At 63.8% G+C, this 17421-nt stretch carries 16 protein-coding genes; 15 read left to right on the forward strand and 1 reads right to left on the reverse strand.

What is annotated here, in order from left to right; genetic code table 11:
* Nucleotides 1–42 precede the first annotated feature (42 nt).
* Entirely contained in the window at nt 43–741 is a 699-nt protein-coding gene (locus tag C0456_RS03345; protein ID WP_291048278.1) for a DUF3299 domain-containing protein, read from the forward strand.
* Nucleotides 742–800: 59 nt separating this feature from the next.
* Here C0456_RS03345 and C0456_RS03350 read toward each other — a convergent pair whose 3' ends face one another.
* Complete coding sequence (locus C0456_RS03350) at nt 801–1331, reverse strand: MarR family winged helix-turn-helix transcriptional regulator (RefSeq protein WP_291048279.1); 531 nt, start codon at nt 1329–1331, stop codon at nt 801–803.
* Between the two features lie 184 nt (nt 1332–1515).
* Between C0456_RS03350 and ectA the strand changes: the two genes are divergently transcribed.
* From ectA to C0456_RS03420, 14 genes are all read left to right on the forward strand, one after another.
* Nucleotides 1516–2082: a diaminobutyrate acetyltransferase gene (ectA, locus tag C0456_RS03355; protein ID WP_291048280.1), complete on the forward strand. Its 567-nt coding sequence runs from the start codon at nt 1516–1518 to the stop codon at nt 2080–2082.
* 46 nt (nt 2083–2128) lie between these two features.
* Entirely contained in the window at nt 2129–3424 is a 1296-nt protein-coding gene (ectB, locus tag C0456_RS03360) for a diaminobutyrate--2-oxoglutarate transaminase (protein WP_291048281.1), read from the forward strand.
* A gap of 11 nt (nt 3425–3435) precedes the next feature.
* A complete protein-coding gene (locus C0456_RS03365) occupies nt 3436–3843 on the forward strand; it encodes an ectoine synthase (protein ID WP_291048283.1) in 408 nt (135 codons plus the stop codon).
* 16 nt (nt 3844–3859) lie between these two features.
* Nucleotides 3860–4801 carry an ectoine hydroxylase gene (thpD, locus tag C0456_RS03370; protein ID WP_367179202.1) on the forward strand — a complete coding sequence of 314 codons (942 nt, stop codon included), beginning with the start codon at nt 3860–3862 and terminating at the stop codon, nt 4799–4801.
* Nucleotide 4802: 1 nt separating this feature from the next.
* Nucleotides 4803–6251, forward strand: a complete 1449-nt coding sequence (locus C0456_RS03375; RefSeq protein WP_291048286.1) for an aspartate kinase — start codon at nt 4803–4805, stop codon at nt 6249–6251.
* Nucleotides 6251–7588: an MFS transporter gene (locus tag C0456_RS03380; protein WP_291048287.1), complete on the forward strand. Its 1338-nt coding sequence runs from the start codon at nt 6251–6253 to the stop codon at nt 7586–7588. Before C0456_RS03375 ends, C0456_RS03380 begins: the two co-directional genes overlap by 1 nt.
* Nucleotides 7585–9039 (forward strand): sodium/proline symporter, encoded by a 1455-nt coding sequence (locus C0456_RS03385; RefSeq protein ID WP_291048288.1) that lies wholly within the window; start codon nt 7585–7587, stop codon nt 9037–9039. Before C0456_RS03380 ends, C0456_RS03385 begins: the two co-directional genes overlap by 4 nt.
* 263 nt (nt 9040–9302) lie before the next feature.
* A complete protein-coding gene (locus C0456_RS03390) occupies nt 9303–10679 on the forward strand; it encodes an efflux RND transporter periplasmic adaptor subunit (protein WP_291048289.1) in 1377 nt (458 codons plus the stop codon).
* A 26-nt stretch (nt 10680–10705) separates the two neighbouring features.
* Nucleotides 10706–12643 (forward strand): MacB family efflux pump subunit, encoded by a 1938-nt coding sequence (locus C0456_RS03395; RefSeq protein WP_367179198.1) that lies wholly within the window; start codon nt 10706–10708, stop codon nt 12641–12643.
* Nucleotides 12644–12648: 5 nt separating this feature from the next.
* Nucleotides 12649–14001 (forward strand): efflux transporter outer membrane subunit, encoded by a 1353-nt coding sequence (locus C0456_RS03400; protein WP_291048291.1) that lies wholly within the window; start codon nt 12649–12651, stop codon nt 13999–14001.
* A gap of 179 nt (nt 14002–14180) precedes the next feature.
* On the forward strand, nt 14181–14867 hold the full coding sequence (locus tag C0456_RS03405) for a PepSY-associated TM helix domain-containing protein (protein ID WP_291048293.1): 687 nt from the start codon (nt 14181–14183) through the stop codon (nt 14865–14867).
* A 10-nt stretch (nt 14868–14877) separates the two neighbouring features.
* Nucleotides 14878–15393: a DUF2271 domain-containing protein gene (locus C0456_RS03410; RefSeq protein ID WP_291048296.1), complete on the forward strand. Its 516-nt coding sequence runs from the start codon at nt 14878–14880 to the stop codon at nt 15391–15393.
* A gap of 36 nt (nt 15394–15429) precedes the next feature.
* Nucleotides 15430–16245 (forward strand): DUF4198 domain-containing protein, encoded by an 816-nt coding sequence (locus C0456_RS03415; RefSeq protein WP_291048299.1) that lies wholly within the window; start codon nt 15430–15432, stop codon nt 16243–16245.
* Nucleotides 16242–17216 carry an FAD:protein FMN transferase gene (locus C0456_RS03420; RefSeq protein ID WP_291048302.1) on the forward strand — a complete coding sequence of 325 codons (975 nt, stop codon included), beginning with the start codon at nt 16242–16244 and terminating at the stop codon, nt 17214–17216. Before C0456_RS03415 ends, C0456_RS03420 begins: the two co-directional genes overlap by 4 nt.
* Nucleotides 17217–17421: the final 205 nt, after the last annotated feature.

The raw sequence follows: 17421 nt of genomic DNA on the forward strand, positions 1-17421 counted from the left end.
TTACATTTGTGGCCGATATTGCGTGGAATGAGGTGCTTTGTGGTGAGAGCTTTTGCGGCGGCGCTGACGGTTTTCCTGCTCGCTGCGTGCGGTGGAGCGCCTGACGGCCAGGGCGGCGCACACAGCGACCCCCCTCCCATGCCGGACGGCGCCGTCAGCGAAACCTTCGAGCGGCCGTCTCCCTCCGCATACCTCCGCGAGCCGGCGCAGGCAGCCCCGCAATCGAGCGGCGAGAATGGCTATTGGGGTGTCGAGGAAGGGGAGGCGCTGCCCATCATCTGGGAAGACCTGATGCCCACCGGCGCCGGCGAAGCACTGGAGGAGGAGTATGCCGAGTTCTACAAGGCGCTGGAAGCGCGCTATGCCAGCCAGCCGCTCGAGATGATCGAGGAAGGCTCCGATCTTGACTACATGCCGCAGCTGGGCGGGTTCGACACGGTTCCAGAACTTGACGGCATGCTGATCCGCATACCCGGTTATGTCGTGCCCTTCGACTTCAATCTGAAGAACAGGCAGGCGAGTTTTCTGCTCGCCCCCTATATGGGCGCCTGCATTCATACCCCACCGCCGCCGCCCAATCAGATCATCTATGTCGAGGCCGATCCCGCCGTGAGGATTGATGACATCTGGACCGCCTACTGGCTTGAAGGGACGCTGAGTGCGCAGACCCGGGAAAGCGACCTTGCTGCGGCCGCCTACACGCTGAAACTCACCAGCATCGAGCCATACGGTGTCCCCTGAACTGGGTGCAAGGCTGGTGTGACCCGAAGAGGCTTCTGCCTGCCACTCGTTGATACTTCTCAGCGCGGCTCGGCCGGGCCTCCGGGCAGGTCGGTCACCGGGCCGACATCCAGAACGGGCGAGGCGTCAATGTCTGCTGCTCCGAGCAGGGAGACGAGCCGCGTCAGGGCGGCATTGATGTATGCCTGTTCCCAATCGGGCAGCTGCGCAAACCGGGCGCCAAACTCCGCCTGCAGAAGATCTGGCGCGGCATTGAGAATCTCGCGGCCTTCGGGCGTGATCTGAACTTTCACGGTGCGCCGGTCAGCGTCCCCCCGATTGCGCAGGACGAGGCCGCGCGCCTGCAGCTTGTCGAGCAGGATGGAGATTGTCGCCTGCTTCAGCCCCGCCGCCCGCGCCAGTTCGCCTGGCTGCGCGCCGCCGCGCTGCGCCAGTTCCTTCAGCACAACGAGCTGGGAGGGGGTAAGGCTGGTATCGCGGGCCAGGGAACGCGACTGGGCCTCCACAACCTTGAGAATGCGGCGGAGGGAAATCAGCGCCGCTTCAGAGGCCGGATGGTGCGATTCGAGAGAGTCAGTTGCAGCAATCATGGGAGCCAATTTAGGTCAATTCCATTGATCAACAAATAATTTGTATATCTAAATATCTGCCGGATGGCCTGTCATCGCCTGACATTAGAGCGTTTCATGATGCAACCAATCAAGGCGCTCGGGGTTGACATTCCAGTCAGGATAATAATTTGACGAACAAAATAATAAACCAATGGGAGCCGTCATGCCCGATGAGGCCACCACGATAGACGGAAGCGATTCCGTCCCGGACCGAAGTCAGACCGCAGGTGCCGCTATCCAGATCGGATCGCCGGCGGCTGAAGATGCCGCTGAAATTCATGCGCTGATTGCCGCCTGTCCGCCACTCGATACCAATTCGCTCTACGCGAACCTGATCCAGTGCACCCATTTTTCCGCTTCCTGCGCTGTGGCGCGCATGAATGGCAAGGTCGTGGGCTGGATTTCCGGCCATCGCCCGCCCGGCAAGGGTGACACCTATTTCCTCTGGCAGGTCGCCGTGCATGCAGATGCGCGCGGCCAGCGGCTGCCCCGCCGGATGCTGGCAGACATTCTCTCCCGGCGTGCACAATCGGGCGTATCCCAGATCGAAACCTCCATCACGCGCGCCAATGACGCCTCCTGGGCGTTGTTCCGCAGCGTGGCGGGCTGGCTGTCTGCGCCGCTGCGCGAGGAGCCCTGGTTTGATCGCCACCGGCACTTCGCCGGCCAGCACGATACCGAATTTCTCGTCACCATTGGCCCATTCCAGGCGCCGAAGGCTTCGGGCTGAACCCGTCAGCCCCCTGTCAAATCAGAGCAAAAAAAGGAGCCATCCAATGGCCTATGAACATGCATCTGCACCCTCGAATATTTTTGAACGCCGCGAATCCCGCGTGCGCAGCTATTGCCGCGCATTCCCGGCGGTGTTCCGCTCCGCACGCGGCGCTGAACTGATCGCCGAAGATGGCGCACGCTATATCGATTTTCTGGCTGGTTGTTCCACGCTGAATTACGGCCACAACCATCCCGAACTGAAGCGCGCACTGCTCGACTATATCGAGGCAGACGGCGTCGCCCATGGTTTGGACATGCATACCCGCGCCAAGGCGCGCTTCCTTGAAACCTTCGAGCGCCGCATTCTGAAGCCACGCGGCATGGACTATCGCGTCCTGTTTCCGGGGCCGACGGGGGCGAACGCTGTTGAGGCGGCGCTGAAGACGGCGCGGAAAGTCACAGGGCGGACGAATGTGATCGCTTTCACCAATGGCTTTCACGGCATGACGCTCGGCGCACTGGCCGCCACCGGCAATTCCGGCAAGCGCGGCGGGGCCGGCGTCCCGCTCACCGGCGTCACCCATGAAGCCTATGACGGCTATTTCGGTGAGGAAACCGACACGGCCGATCAGCTCGACCGGCGCCTCTCCGATCCGTCTTCGGGCCTCGATAAGCCAGCAGCGATCATCGTTGAAACGGTGCAGGGCGAAGGCGGCCTCAATGTGGCGTCGGATGCCTGGCTGCGGAAGATCGAGAAGATCGCCCGCAAGCATGGCGCGCTCTTCATCATCGATGATATCCAGGCCGGCATCGGCCGCACGGGCGGTTTCTTCAGCTTCGAGAAGGCAGGCGTGACGCCGGATATCGTGACGCTGGCGAAATCCCTTTCCGGGCTTGGCCTGCCCATGGCGCTGACACTCATCCGTCCACAGCATGATCAATGGAAGCCCGGCGAACATAACGGCACCTTCCGGGGCAACAACCACGCCTTCGTGACGGCTGCCAAAGCGCTTGATCTCTTCTGGAGCGACGATGCGTTCGAGAAGGAGACAGCCCAGAAGGCGGCCCGTCTGCGCGCGGGGCTGGAAAAAATTGCCGCCTCGGCGCCGTTTGCCGGCCGCCTCAAGGGGCGGGGCATGATGTCGGGCATCGAGATGGAAAGCGGCGAGATTGCCACAGAAATCTGCGCGGCCTGCTTCGCCAATGGGCTCATCATCGAGACCAGCGGCAGCCGGGATGAGGTGGTCAAGGTGCTGGCGCCCCTCACCATCAGCGACGAACAACTCGACGCCGGACTTGAAATTCTCGCGGATGCCGTGCGCGCAGTGAATGCGCGTCAGCAGAAATCCGCAGCCTGAAGGAGACAAGAATGATTGTACGAGACCTTGCAAAGGAAATCCTCACCGAGCGCCGCGTCGACAGCGATGGGTGGTCTTCCGTCCGCCTGCTGCTCAAAGATGACGGTATGGGGTTTTCCTTCCACATCACCACCATCCACGCCGGCGCTGAGCTGCACATGCATTACAAGAACCATCTTGAAAGCGTGTTCTGCATGGAAGGGACCGGTTCGATCACCGATCTGGCAACTGGTGAAACCCATCAGATCCGCCCCGGCGTGATGTATGCGCTCAACAAGAATGACAAGCACATCCTGCGGGCTGATGCGGGCGCGCCGATGATGATGGCGTGTGTATTCAACCCACCGGTGACCGGCAAGGAAGTGCACGGCGCAGATGGCGCCTATCCGGCCGATGCAGCCCTCGAAAACTCTGCCTGAAGGGAGATATTCCATGATGACGGACACTGAACAGGATCTATATCCTTCCCGCCAGAAACCCCGGCCAGAATGGTTGGAACGCCGCGACCCCGTCGTGCATGGCCAGCCGGGGCAGGAGCCGCCGGTAGACCGTGAACTGATCGATCAGTTTGTGCGTGATGGCTTTGTCGTGCTCGAAGATGTCTTTTCGCAAGAAGAGGTGAAGGCTCTGACGCGCGAAGCAAACGCCCTGCGCGAGCGCGGCGGACTCATCCCTGAAAGCCGGATCACCGAACGCGGCATGGAAGGGGCAGATGCAGTGCGCTCTGTTTTTGCGCCGCATCGCCAGTCAGAGGTGTTCGAACGTTTGGCAGCCGATGAGCGCCTGTCGGGCCTCGCCCAGTTTATCCTCGGCGATGAGGTCTACATCCATCAATCGCGCATCAACTACAAGCCCGCCTTCCGCGGCAAGGATTTCTACTGGCATTCGGATTTTGAAACCTGGCACACCGAAGATGGCATGCCGCGCATGCGGGCGATCTCCATGTCGGTGATGCTCACGGACAATCATCCCCATTCCGGGCCGACGATGTTCATGCCGGGCAGCCATATGAATTATGTGACCTGCGTGGGCGAAACGCCCGATGAGCACTATCGGGAATCCCTGAAGAAGCAGGAATATGGCGTGCCCGACGGCGAAAGCCTCGCGCGCCTGGCAAAGCTCGGCGGAATTGAAGGCCCGGCGCCAAAGGCGGGTTCTGTCGTCGTGTTCGATTGCAACACCATGCACGGCTCCAACAGCAACATCACGCCGTACGAGCGTATCAACGCCTTCTTCGTGTTCAATGCCTGGTGCAACCGGCTGCGCGATCCGTTTGGCAATACGAAGCCGCGCCCGGAATTTGTGGCCCACCGTCAGGTGAAGGAACCGATCCGCCCCCTGAAGGCCTTGCCACCATTACCCCTGGGAGGCCGATGACATGAAACGTACCGTGGAAAAGATCGGCGGCACGTCGATCTCCAATACGCAGGCCGTGCTCGAAAATGTGCTGATCGGCGGCCGCAGGGGCGCAGAGCTTTACAACCGCATCTTCGTCGTCTCCGCCTATTCGGGCATGACAAACCGGCTTCTGGAACACAAGAAATCTGGCGAGCCGGGCGTGTTCAGCCTCTTCTCTGGCGCTGGCAACAAATGGGCCTGGACCGAGGCACTCGGCACCGTGGCTGCTGCCATGGAAGAAAAAAACGCCGAAATGTTTGGCGGCGAGCCCGAGCAGGCCGTTGCCGACAATTTCGTGCAGGAACGGATCGAAGACGTTCGCAACTGCCTGATCGATCTGCACCGCCTCTGTTCCTACGGCCAGTTCCGGCTCGACGAAAATCTCGCCACCGTGAAGGAAGTTCTCTCCTCCCTCGGCGAGGCGCATTCAGCCTTCAACACCGCGCTTCTGCTCCAGAAGCATGGCGTCAATGCCAAGGCCGTTGATCTCACCGCCTGGCGGGATGAGCGCGACCTGACGATGGAAGCGCGGATGCAGGACGCGCTCGACAAGATCGACCTTGAGACAGAACTCCCCATCGTCACTGGCTATGCCAGCTGCCGCGACGGCCTCGTGCGCCAGTTCGGACGTGGGTATACGGAGGTAACCTTCTCCCGCCTTGCCGCCTTGATCGGCGCGGATGAAGCGATCATCCACAAGGAGTTCCACCTTTCCAGCGCCGATCCAAACCTTGTCGGCAGCGACAAGGTCTGCAAGATCGGCCTGACGAATTTCGATGTGGCTGACCAGCTCTCGAATATGGGTATGGAAGCGGTTCACCCGAAAGCGGCTAAAATTCTGCGTCAGGCAGGCATTCCTCTGCGGGTAAAGAACACCTTTGATCCCAAGGATGGTGGCACGGTCATTTCGGCGGACTATGCGCCGGAAAAACCGCGCGCGGAAATCGTCACCGGCCTCAAGGGCGTGTTTGCGCTGGAAGTTTTCGATCAGGATATGGTCGGAGAGAAGGGCTATGACGCCGCCGTGCTGGAGGCGCTCACACGCCATTCCATCCGTATCGTGTCGAAATGTTCCAATGCCAACACGATCACCCACTATGTCGAAGGCAGCCGCAAGGCTCTCAAGCGCGCCACCGCCGACATCGAGGCGCGGCTCTCTGGCGCCGCCGTCTCTACCAGCCGCGTAGCGATTGTCTCTGTCATCGGCGCGGACATAGACGTGCCCGGCATCACGGCGCGCGCGCTCACCTCTTTGCATGAGGCCGGCGTGCCGCTGATCGGTCTGCAGCAGGTCTCCCGCAAGACCGACATTCAGGCCGTCATCCAGGAAGAGCACTTCGACACCGCGATCTGCGCCCTGCATGAAGCGCTGGTGGAGCAGGCGGGCGCCTCTGTCACGTCTGCCGAGCGGCTGCGCCCGGCGGCGTGATGCAGCTCCTCGGCAGGCCGGGGCTGGTCCTGTCGGGACACGGCGGCTTTGCGGCTTACCGGAACATCCTTGTTCTGGTGGCTGCGTTGACGCTGCTACAGGGCGCCATGGCGGCGCTGGCGATGGTCATGTCGCTGAAGCTGCTCGCGGCAGGTGTCGCCGGAGCAGGCATCGGTCTCGTCGCCTCGGCCTATTCGGCGGGTTTCCTGGGGGGCACACTGATTGCCCCGCATGAAATCCGCCGCATCGGCCATATCCGCACATTCACGCTGCTGGCAGGCATCTGCGCGCTGGCGGCGCTGATCCTGCCGGTTGTCGGCCGCGAGCTTGCCGGTTGGGCGCTGTTGCTGGCGCTGGCCGGGGCAGGGGCCGCCGGCATGCTGACGGCCGGCGAAAGCTGGATCGCTAATGCCGCCCCGCCTCAGAAACGCGGCGCCATACTCGGTTTCTATCACATGGTCTCCAAGACCGGTGCCATCGCTGCGCCATTCCTCGTCGCGGCGGCGCTGGCGGGGCTCGGCGCCTTCATGGTGGTGGCGGGTCTTTTCATCGCCGCGCTGCTGCCGGTCGCGGCGACCAATCGCAGCCAGCCTGAACTTGTCGCCGCCAAACCGTTCGGGCCCAGACGATTGCTCTCCCTGGCTCCGGCCTCCGTCTTTGCCGCCTTCTGCGCCGGCGCGGTCAACAATTCCGTGGCCCAGCTCTACCCCGTCTTCGCCGCAGCCATTCGCCCGGAAGATGCCGCCGGCTTTTCCGCGCAGCTCAACGGCGCGATCCTCGCGGGCGCCATGATTGGCCTCTGGCCCATCGGCCTCGTCTCCGACAGGTTCGACCGCCGCATCGTTATCGCCGCCGCCGCCGGCATCGGCGCGGTCGCGGCCATTTTCCTGTTCATCACCGCCGCCCTCAATGTCCCGCAGATCACGCTGCTCCTCGCCGCCATCTTCGGTGCCGGATCGCTGAGCTACTATGCCGTTGCCGTGGCCAATGCGGCAGATCGTGCGGCCCCGGAGGAAATCACGTCGATGATGGCAGGCATCCTCGTCGTCTGGGGCATTGGATCGGTCATCGGCCCGCTGATTGCTGGCGGCTTCCTTCAGCTCATTCCGGGTGGGGGCGGCCTCTTCCTGTTTGCCGGCCTTGCGCTTGCGGGGCTCGCCATCGCGTGCCTCTCCCGCGCTGCCGTCTCGGCGCCTGTGCCCACCCAGGCACGCGAACCCTTCTCCGTATCCCCGGCCACCAGCCTTGCCATCGCGGAGTTCGACCCGCGCGGCGAGCCTGAGCAGCCGGATCTGTTCTCCGGGCCAGCCTCCGGCCCGCAAGAGGCCGCCTCATGATCACCGCCATCAGCTTCGTCCTTATACTGCTCTCCTTCGTGGCGATCGGCCTCGCCTCAGGGCGAAAGGCCACCGGCAAGCGCAAGGACTATTACCTCGCCAGCAGCAGCGTCGCCCCCTGGCTTGCCGGCCTCTCCGCCGTCGCCACCAATAATTCCGGCTACATGTTCATCGGCGTCATCGGCTTCACCTACCAGACCGGCCTTGCGGCCATGTGGCTGATGTTCGGCTGGATCGTGGGGGATTTCATCGGCTCCTCCTTCATTCACCGCCGCCTGCGCCAGGCCACCGCCCGCACGGGCGAAGCCTCCTTTTCCGCCGTCATCGCCCGCTGGTATGGCGAGACGTTCGGTGTCTGGCAGAAGATTGCCGCCGTCATCATGGTCGTCTTTCTCATTGCCTATGCCGCCGCGCAGATTTCGGCAGGCGGCAAGGCGCTGGAAGGCGTCCTCGGCATCAATCCATGGACGGGCGCAGTCATGGTCGCCGCCATGGTCCTGATCTATTCCATCGTCGGGGGCATTCGCGCCTCCATCTGGACGGACGGCGCCCAGTCGATCACCATGATGGCCGCTATGACGCTGCTGCTGATCGCCGCCTTCGCGGGCGTGGGCGGGGTCAGCGGCGCGCTCGAGCTCTGGCGCGCGATCCCCGGATTCCTCGATCCGTTCCCGGACGATCTGCTCTTTCCTGGCGCGCTCGGCATGGCGCTGTTCGTTGTCGGCTGGTTGTTTGCAGGCTTCTCCGTGGTGGGCCAGCCGCATGTGATGGTGCGCTTCATGGCGCTCGATGACGACCGCAATATGGGCCGCGCCCGGGCCTGGTATTATGGCTACTTCACGATTTTCTATCTGCTGGCCACCGGGGTAGGGATGCTCTCGCGTCTCTACCTGCCGGACCTTGCGGATATTGACCCCGAACTCGCCCTGCCGATGATGGCGACGGAGCTGCTTCCCCCCGTCCTCGTCGGGCTGATCCTCGCCGGCATCTTCGCGGCTACCATGTCGACCGCCGACTCCCTCGTTCTTTCCTGCTCGGCGGCCTTCACCCACGATCTGGCGCCCAAGCGGCTGGAGACGACCTTCATGCTGAAGGCGGCAACGGCGGTCTCCATCCTCATTGCGCTCGGCCTTGCCCTCTCGGGCAATCAGAGCGTGTTCAGCCTGGTGATCCTCGCCTGGTCGACGCTTGCCTCGGCCTTCGCGCCGCTGCTGGCGCTCCATGCCCTGGGCCGCCGGGTGTCGGAGCCGGCGGCGATCTTCATGCTCGTGCTGGGTGTCAGCGTGGCGCTCTTCTGGCGCTTTGGCCTTGGCTGGCATGAAAGCATCTATGAAGGCCTGCCGGGCATTCTCGTGCCGCTCATCCTGGGCTGGTTCCTGTCCCAGCGCCGCGAACTGGCCAGCGCGCCTGCCCAGCCTCCTGCCGCCATCAGAAGCGGCCCGGCCGAATAACCCGCCTGCGCGGCTGAAACGGCGGTTGCGGCGCCTTCAGACCGCCTTCGGATTGCGCCAATTCCCCCTTCAGCGGCGGGAAGATGCCGTCTTTTGTGGCGTCTTCGCCATGAATTCCCGCATTCGTGACAATAAAATCTCAGATGAAATCGGCTATGGCGCGAACACCAGCGACACAATTGCAGACTTCTGGCAGTTGCGCGCGACGGAATACCGCCGGGCCTGCGTTCAAGCCCAGAGAAATCATTTGAAGCTGAGCCTCCATGTCAAAGACCCATCTGCTGAAAACCCGCTGGACCTGGATCATTATTGCCGCTGTCGCCGTGCTGGCCGGGTGGCTCGCCTGGCAGGCCATCTGGGGCGGAGAGAAGGCCCCCGAATACCAGACCGCAGAGGTCACACGCGGTGACATCGAGGTATCGATCTCCTCGGCCGGCAAGGTTGCCCCGAAAGATACCGTCACCGTGGGCGCGCAGGTCTCCGGCCAGCTGACAGAGCTGCTGGTGGAGGCCGGCGACCTTGTGGAGCAGGGCCAGCTTCTGGCGCGCATCGATGCCACCATCGCGGAAACCAATGTGGAAGGCAGCCAGGCCCAGCTTATGGAGCTTCAGGCGAGCCGCCGGCAGCAACAGGCGTCTCTGGAACTCGCCAAGGCAAATGCAGACCGCGCCAAGATGCTGTTCGAGAATGACGCCCTCGCCCGCGCCGATTTTGAAAGCGCGCAGGCCGAATACACCATCGCGGTAGGCCGCCTCGAGGCGATCAACGCCCAGATCACGCGCCAGAGTTCCACCCTGCGGGCCCAGCAGGCCACGCTGGAATTCACCAACATCTACGCCCCGATTTCCGGCACAGTCGTCTCGCTGGCCGCCGTGGAAGGCCAGACGCTGAACGCCAACCAGACGGCGCCCACCATCCTGACACTCGCTGACCTCACCATCATGACGGTGGAGACCGATGTGTCCGAGGCCGATGTACTGCGCGTGAAGCCGGGGCAGGCGGCCTGGTTCTCGACGCTGGGGGATTCCACCCGGCGCTGGGAAACCTCCGTCCGCCAGATCCTCCCGACACCGGAAGTTCTCAATGATGTCGTCCTCTACAAGGCGATGCTCGACATCGCCAATCCCGACAATCTGCTGAAGCCGGAAATGACCGCGCAGGTCTTCTTCATCACCGGCTCTGCCAAGGATGCGGTGCTTGTTCCAGTCACCGCGTTGCAGTCTACGCCCCAGCGCGGTCAGCGCCCGCAGGGGCAGAGCCGCGAAGGTGGCCGTGAACGTGCCGAAGGCAGCGCGCGGGAAGGGCGTACCGGTGGAGGCATGATGCAGGCCGAAGCCAGCGAGCGCGCCGGCGCCCCGCAGCAGGATGACAGCCAGCGCCGCGCCTTCATGGAAGCGCGCAAGGCCTATCCGGAGGCTGAAGTCGCAACCGTTCTTGTCATGGGCCCCGATGGCACCCCGCGCCCGCGCCCGGTCCTGATCGGCCTCAAAACGCGCACGCAGGCGGAAGTCCTCTTCGGGCTCGAGCCAGGGCAGACGGTTGTGACCGGGGAAGTCTCGGCCCGGAGCACCGCCACGGCCACGCAATCGCAGCAGCGCGCGCAACAGGGACCGATGGGCCCGCCGCCGGGCCGTATGTAGGCCCCCGGTAACCCGCAGGTATCCTGATGACCCCTCCCTTGATCGAACTGAAAGATGTGACCCGTTATTACGGGTCCGGCGATACCGAAGTCCGCGCGCTGGACGGCGTGTCGCTGACCATCGAGACCGGCGAGTTCGTCGCGATCGTCGGCCAGTCCGGCTCCGGCAAGTCGACGCTGATGAACATGCTCGGCTGTCTCGACCGGCCGACCACCGGCGTCTATTCCATCCGGGGGCAGAGCGTTTCGGAGCTTGATCCGGATCGTCTCGCCGCCCTGCGCCGCCAGACCTTCGGCTTCATCTTCCAGCGCTACAACCTGCTCGCCAGTGTCACGGCTTCGGAGAACGTCGAAATCCCCGCCGTCTATGCTGGTCTCAAACTCTCGGAGCGGCGCGAGAAGGCCGCGGGTCTGCTCGCCAAACTCGGCCTGGGCGACCGCATCCACCACAAGCCCGGCCAGCTCTCCGGCGGCCAGCAGCAGCGCGTCGCCGTCGCCCGCGCGCTCGTCAACGATGCCGAAGTCATTCTCGCCGATGAACCAACCGGCGCGCTCGATTCCGGCTCCAGTAACGACCTTCTGAATCTGCTCGAAGAACTCCACGCTTCGGGCCGCACCATCATCCTGATCACCCATGATCAAAATGTCGCCGCCCGCGCCAAGCGCGTGATCGAGATCCGCGACGGCAAGATCGTCTCCGACACCGGCAATCATCAGGCCGCTGCCGAAGAAGCGCCCCAGTATCGCTACGACCGGAAAGGCCCGTCGCCGCTCGCCCAGGTGGTGGAGTCGGTCAAGATGGCGTTCCGCTCGCTGCGGGCCAATCTCTTCCGCACGGCGCTCACCCTGCTGGGCGTGGTCATCGGCGTTTCCGCCGTGGTCGCCATGCTGGCCATCGGGGAGGGCAGCCGCGCCGACGTGATGGCGCGGTTTGAGTCCATGGGCCCCAACCTCCTCTTCGTGCGCCCCGGCGCGCCCGGCACCCGGATGCGGGGCGGGGCCATCGCGACGCTCACCCTGGAAGACGCCCAGGCCCTCGGCGAACTCGACAACATCCTGGCTGCCGTGCCCTCGCGTTCCACCAACGCCACCCTGCGCAATGGCGGCAAGGATTATTCCAGTTCCGTCGAAGGCGTCTCGGAAACCTGGCCCATCGCCCAGAACCGCGACATGCTCTACGGCACCTTCTTCGAGAAGGAGGATGTCGACCACCGCATGGGCGTTGTCGTTCTTGGCACCACCACGGCGGGCAACCTCTTCGGCAATCTGGAGAGCGCCGTTGGCCAGTACGTATTCCTCGGCGGCGCGCCCTTCGAAGTTGCCGGCATCCTCGAATCCAAAGGCGCCACCTCCTGGGGCCAGGATCAGGACGACGTCGCCCTCATCCCGATCACCACCGGCATGATGCGCCTTTTCGGCCAGAGTTACCTCTCCTCGATCACCATCGCCGTGGACGATACCAAACGCATCACCGAAACCGAAGCTGCGGCGCATGCCCTTCTGCTCGCCCGTCATGGCACGGAAGATTTTCAGATCCGCAACACCGCCTCCATCCTCGCCTCGGTCGAGGAAACGCAGAACTCCTTCTCCATCCTCCTCGGCTCGGTTGCCGCCATTTCGCTGCTGGTCGGCGGCATCGGGGTGATGAACATCATGCTGGTCAGCGTGTCTGAACGCACCCGCGAGATCGGCGTGCGCATGGCCACCGGCGCCCGGCGCTCTGACATCCAGACCCAGTTCATCGTGGAATCCCTCGTCGTCGGCGGCCTCGGCGGCATCGCGGGCGTTGGCATCGGCTTTGGCATTGTCTTCATCCTCTCCCAGATAGGCATGACCGTCGCGGTCACGCCGCTTCCCGCCATCCTCGCCTTCAGTTCGGCGCTGGCCACCGGCCTCGTCTTCGGCCTGCTGCCAGCCCGCCAGGCATCGCGCCTCGACCCCGTCGCCGCGCTCGCTTCGGAGTAAGTTCCATGATCCGCTCACTGCTCATCTCCGCGTCCGCGCTCACCCTTGCCGGCTGCGCCAGCCTGAGCGCCGTCCAGCGGGAAACCACCCCCGATACGGGCCTCACCATGCCCGGCGGCTATGACTACGCCTCCGAAGTCGCCGCCCTCACCGCGCCGGAACAGGCCTGGTGGGCCGGCTTCAGCTCCGCCGATCTCGACGCCCTGATCGCCGAGGCGCTCGCCGCCAACAATTCGCTCGCCCAGGGCCTCGCCAATGTCGACGCCTCCCGCGCCGCGCTGAAAACCGCCAATGCCGCCTTCCTCCCGCAGGCCAGCGGCAGCCTTTCCTCCAGCAGCAACACCCAGTCCGGCCTCGATGATGTCGACGCCAGCGCCCGCCTCTCGGCCAGCTATCAGCTCGATCTCTTCGGCGCCAATGCCGCCAGCCGCAATGCCGCCCTCGCCAATCTCGACGCCGCCGTCTTCGCCCAGCGCGCGCTGGAGCTGACGGTCCAGTCGGATGTCGCCGCAGGCTGGTTCAACCTCCTGGCCGCCCGTGAACAGCTCGCCGTTGCCCGGCGCAACCTTGAAATCTCCGAACGCGTCTTCGAGATTGTCCGGGTACGGTATGAGGCAGGCACGATCTCCGGCTTCGATGTGTCCAGCCAGTCGGCCCAGCTCGCCAATGCCCGCGCGCGCATCCCGCAGCTGGAATCCCAGATCACCAGCCAGGAAACCGCCCTCGCCATCCTCCTCGGCCGCGTCCCGCAGGGATACGCCGCGCCGCAGGCCGATGTGCTGGCCATTGCTCTGCCCACGGCCGATCCCGGCCTGCCATCAGACCTGTTGCTGCGCCGGCCGGACCTGATGCAGTCCGAAGCCAGCCTGCGCGCCGCCAATGCCAATATTGACGCTGCCCGCGCCGCCTTCTTCCCCAGCGTCGATCTCGGGGCAGGGCTCTCCACCGTGCTGACCGGGGGCACCGATCTCATCGGCTCGCTGTCGGCCTCGGTCGCGCAGACGATCTTCTCCGGCGGCCGCCTCGACGCCCAGCTTGAAAGCGCCCAGGCTCGCCGCGAAGGGCAACTGGCAGCCTATCGCCAATCGATCCTCAGCGCCCTGCGGGACGTTGATGTCAGCCTGAAAGCCATCGACGCCAACGCCGCGCGGGAGGAGCAGCTGCTCATCGCCCGGGATGCGGCCCAGGACGCATTGCGCGCCGCCGAAATCCGCTACCAGGCCGGCACGGGAGACCTCACAAGCCTTCTCACTGCCCAGCAAAACTATTTCGACGCCGCCAACAGCTATGTCCTCGGCCGGCTCGACCGGCTGACAGCGGCGATCAACCTCTATGTGGCGGTGGGCGGCGGCTACTGACCTGCCAGCTCCGGCCAAGTGGCCGGGGCGAGAGGCGCGCCCTGACGGGGCAGGGGAAGCCGCCCAAATTCCCTGCAACACCCTGCACAAATGCAATTTTACACATGAGAATGACTTGCAATTGCGAATAAACTCGGGCACTGCCTCTAATACGTCACCACGGGTTCGGGCTTTCCGCATTGAAACAGATTTTCGCCGCCGCACGCTCTTCCCCCACCTGGAGCAAGTCGCCCCTCCGCCATCTGGAGAAGTGGCGGACCTATGCGTTCTGGAAGCGGCAAGCGCGCACCTGGCACTGGATGTCGGGCGCCATCTGCCTCATCGGCATGCTGCTGTTTGCGCTCACCGGCATCACCCTCAACCATGCCCACCAGATCCCCGCCAAGCCGAAGGTGACAGAGCTGGAAATGGTGCTCTCCGAAACAGCCCTCGCGGCGCTTTCGCCTGAAATCGAGATTGCCGGCGGGGCCCCCGTGCCGCCCGAAGCGGCCGGAGAAATCCGCCGCCAGCTCGGCGCCGATCTCTCCGGCAAGAAGGGCGAATGGACCGATATCGATGTCTATGTCAGCCTCCCGCGTCCCGGCGGCGACGCCTGGCTCAGCATCGACCGGGAAACCGGCGACGTGCTCTACGAGGTCACTTCGCGCGGCCCGATTTCCTATCTGAACGACCTCCACAAGGGGCGCAGCGCCGGGGCCATCTGGTCGCTGTTCCTCGATGTGTTTGCGGTTGCCTGCATCGTCTTCTGCATGACCGGCCTCTGGCTCCTCCAGATCCATTCCCAGCGGCGCGGGTCCACCTGGCCGCTCGTTCTGGGCGGGCTCGCCATTCCTGTCGTCATCCTTCTTTTCTTCCTACACATATGAGGTGCTCTGTATGCGTGCAGTTCTGACAATTGCCGGTCTTTCCCTGCTCACGGGGCAGGCGATGGCGGAGGATGTGTCGATCGAAGTCGCCATTCCCCGCCTCGATGTGGCCGAATATCACCGCCCCTATGTCGCCATCTGGATTGCCAATCCGGATCACTCGGTCGTCTCCAATATCGCGGTCTGGTATCAGCAGGGCGAAACCGGCGAGGGCAAGGGCGAAACCTGGCTGAAGGACATCCGCCAGTGGTGGCGCCGCACAGGCCGCGAGCTCTCCATGCCCGTGGACGGCGTGTCCGGCCCCACCAAGGCGCCAGGCACTCACGAAATCGTTCTGCCAACGGATAAAGGTCCCTTCGGAAACCTGAAACCCGGCAGCTACCAGCTTGTCGTCGAAGCCGCGCGCGAAGTTGGCGGCCGCGAACTCGTCAGCGTGCCGTTCACCTGGCCGCTGAAGGGCGCCGCTGAGACTGCCACCGGAGAACGCGAACTCGGTAAAGTCACCCTCCGCCTTGCGAGCAAATAGCGCCCAGCCGGGCGACACCATCACGGGAGTCACGAAATGAAAACGACCTTTCTCAAAGCCTGCGCCGTCGCCGCTCTGGCGCTCACCATCGCCGGTTCGGCCAGCGCCCACCGCGCCTGGATGTTGCCGTCCTCCTTCACCCTCTCGGGTGAAAACCAGTGGGTGACGGTCGACGGCGCCATCTCCAACAACCTCTTCTATCCCAACCACCACGCCATGAACCTCGATACGGTCACCGTGTTCGGCCCCGATGGCAAACCGGTGGAAGCGCAGAACAAGGCTTCGGGCAAATACCGCTCGGTCTTCGATATCGCGCTGGAGAAGGAAGGCACCTACCGCATCTCCTCCGGCGGCGCGGGCTATATGGCCAGCTGGGAAGAAGGCGGCGAGCGCAAGCGCTGGCGCGGCACGGCAGAGACGCTGAAATCGGAAGGCATCGAAGGCAAGCCCGGTGTCCAGCTGTCCGGCAATGTGCGCCGTATCGAAACCTTCGTCACCCTCGGCTCGCCCACAACCACGGTCTTCGCCACCGAGGGCACAGGTCTTGAGCTGAAACCGGTCACCCATCCCAACGATGTGTTTGCCGGCGAGGAAGTCTCCTTCCAGCTGCTCCTCGATGGCAAGCCCGCCCAGGGCGTCGAGGTAGACATCATTCGTGGCAGCGACCGCTACCGCGATTCCGAAGATGGCCTGAAGCTCACTACGGACGCCGCCGGCACGATCAAATTCACCCCGGAAGAAGCGGGCGCCTACTGGCTAAGCGCAGACAGTGAAGGCAAGGGCCTGCTGAACGGCAAGGAAATCCCGGTCCGCGCCAGCTATGTCTTCACCTTCGAGGCCCTGCCTCTTTGAGCGAAGTCCGCCTTCTCATTCCAGACGATTTCGGCCGCGGCGATATCACGCCGCGGCCGGATGCCTTTATGGGCCTGCGCCTTCAGGGCCAGACCATGGGCACAAGCTGGTCGGCGAGCTGGTGCGCTGCGCCGGGCCTGCGGGAAGAAACGGTGCTGCAGGCGCTCGAAGCGGGCTTTGCCCGCATGATTGCCTCGATGAGCCCGTGGGAGGCCTCCTCGCTGATCTCGCGCTATAACCGGCTACCCCCCGGCGAGAGCCTCGCCATCGACGCTCCGTTTGCGGAAGTCATGGCCCTTGCACTGGAAGTCGCGCGGGCAAGCGGCGGCGCGCTTGATCCCTGCCTCGGCGGCGAAGTCATGCGCCGGGGCTTTGGCCCCGCAGGCATCGGCGCCGGGGAAGAGGGCAGGGCGCATGGCCCCGCCATCTGGGAACAGCTCCTGCCCGAACCTGCCTGCCTCTACCAGCCGGGCGGCGTGACCCTCGATCTCAACGCCGTCGCAAAGGGCTACGCGGTGGACCAGATGGCCGCCACGCTGGAGCGCTTCGGCGTCACCCAATACCTGGTCGAGATCGGCGGCGAGTTCGCCGGGCGGGGCGTCAAGCCGGACCGGTCTCCCTGGTGGGTTGATCTGGAAAACCCGTCACCGGAAGAGGCGCCCTGGCGGCTTGCCCTGGTTGCCCATGGCGTGGCCACTTCTGGCGATTATCGTCAGCAGATTGTCCGGGATTGTCACAAACTGTCCCATATTGTCCCCGCTCTGTCCCGAACCTGCCGGTTCGGGGATCTGGCAAGTCTCTCTGTGATCCACGAAACCTGCGCCCTGGCAGACGCCTGGGCCACGGCCCTCTTCGCCATGGGGGATGCGGAGGGGCTTGCCCTCGCAGACCGTCTCGGCCTCGCTGTCCTCGCCCAGTACCGCAACGCGCCCGCCCGTGCCTCCACCCGCCTCATTAGCTGGCAAGACTGAACGGGGAAGGAGCTTCTGGGGGCCCAACCGAGCTCTGCGCTCCGGAGGCGAGATGCCTGCGTCAAAATGGACGAAAATCCATTATCTTCACATGATATCCGTAAGGCATTGAAAATAAATGATTTTAAAACTGCGAATGATAATCATTAAAACTTGAGTCTTCTGCCCCGCCCCTATAGGGAGATTGAGACTAATTCTCAATCGC

This window comes from Hyphomonas sp., from assembly GCF_013823385.1.
In the GTDB taxonomy this organism is placed as follows: Bacteria; Pseudomonadota; Alphaproteobacteria; order Caulobacterales; family Hyphomonadaceae; genus Hyphomonas.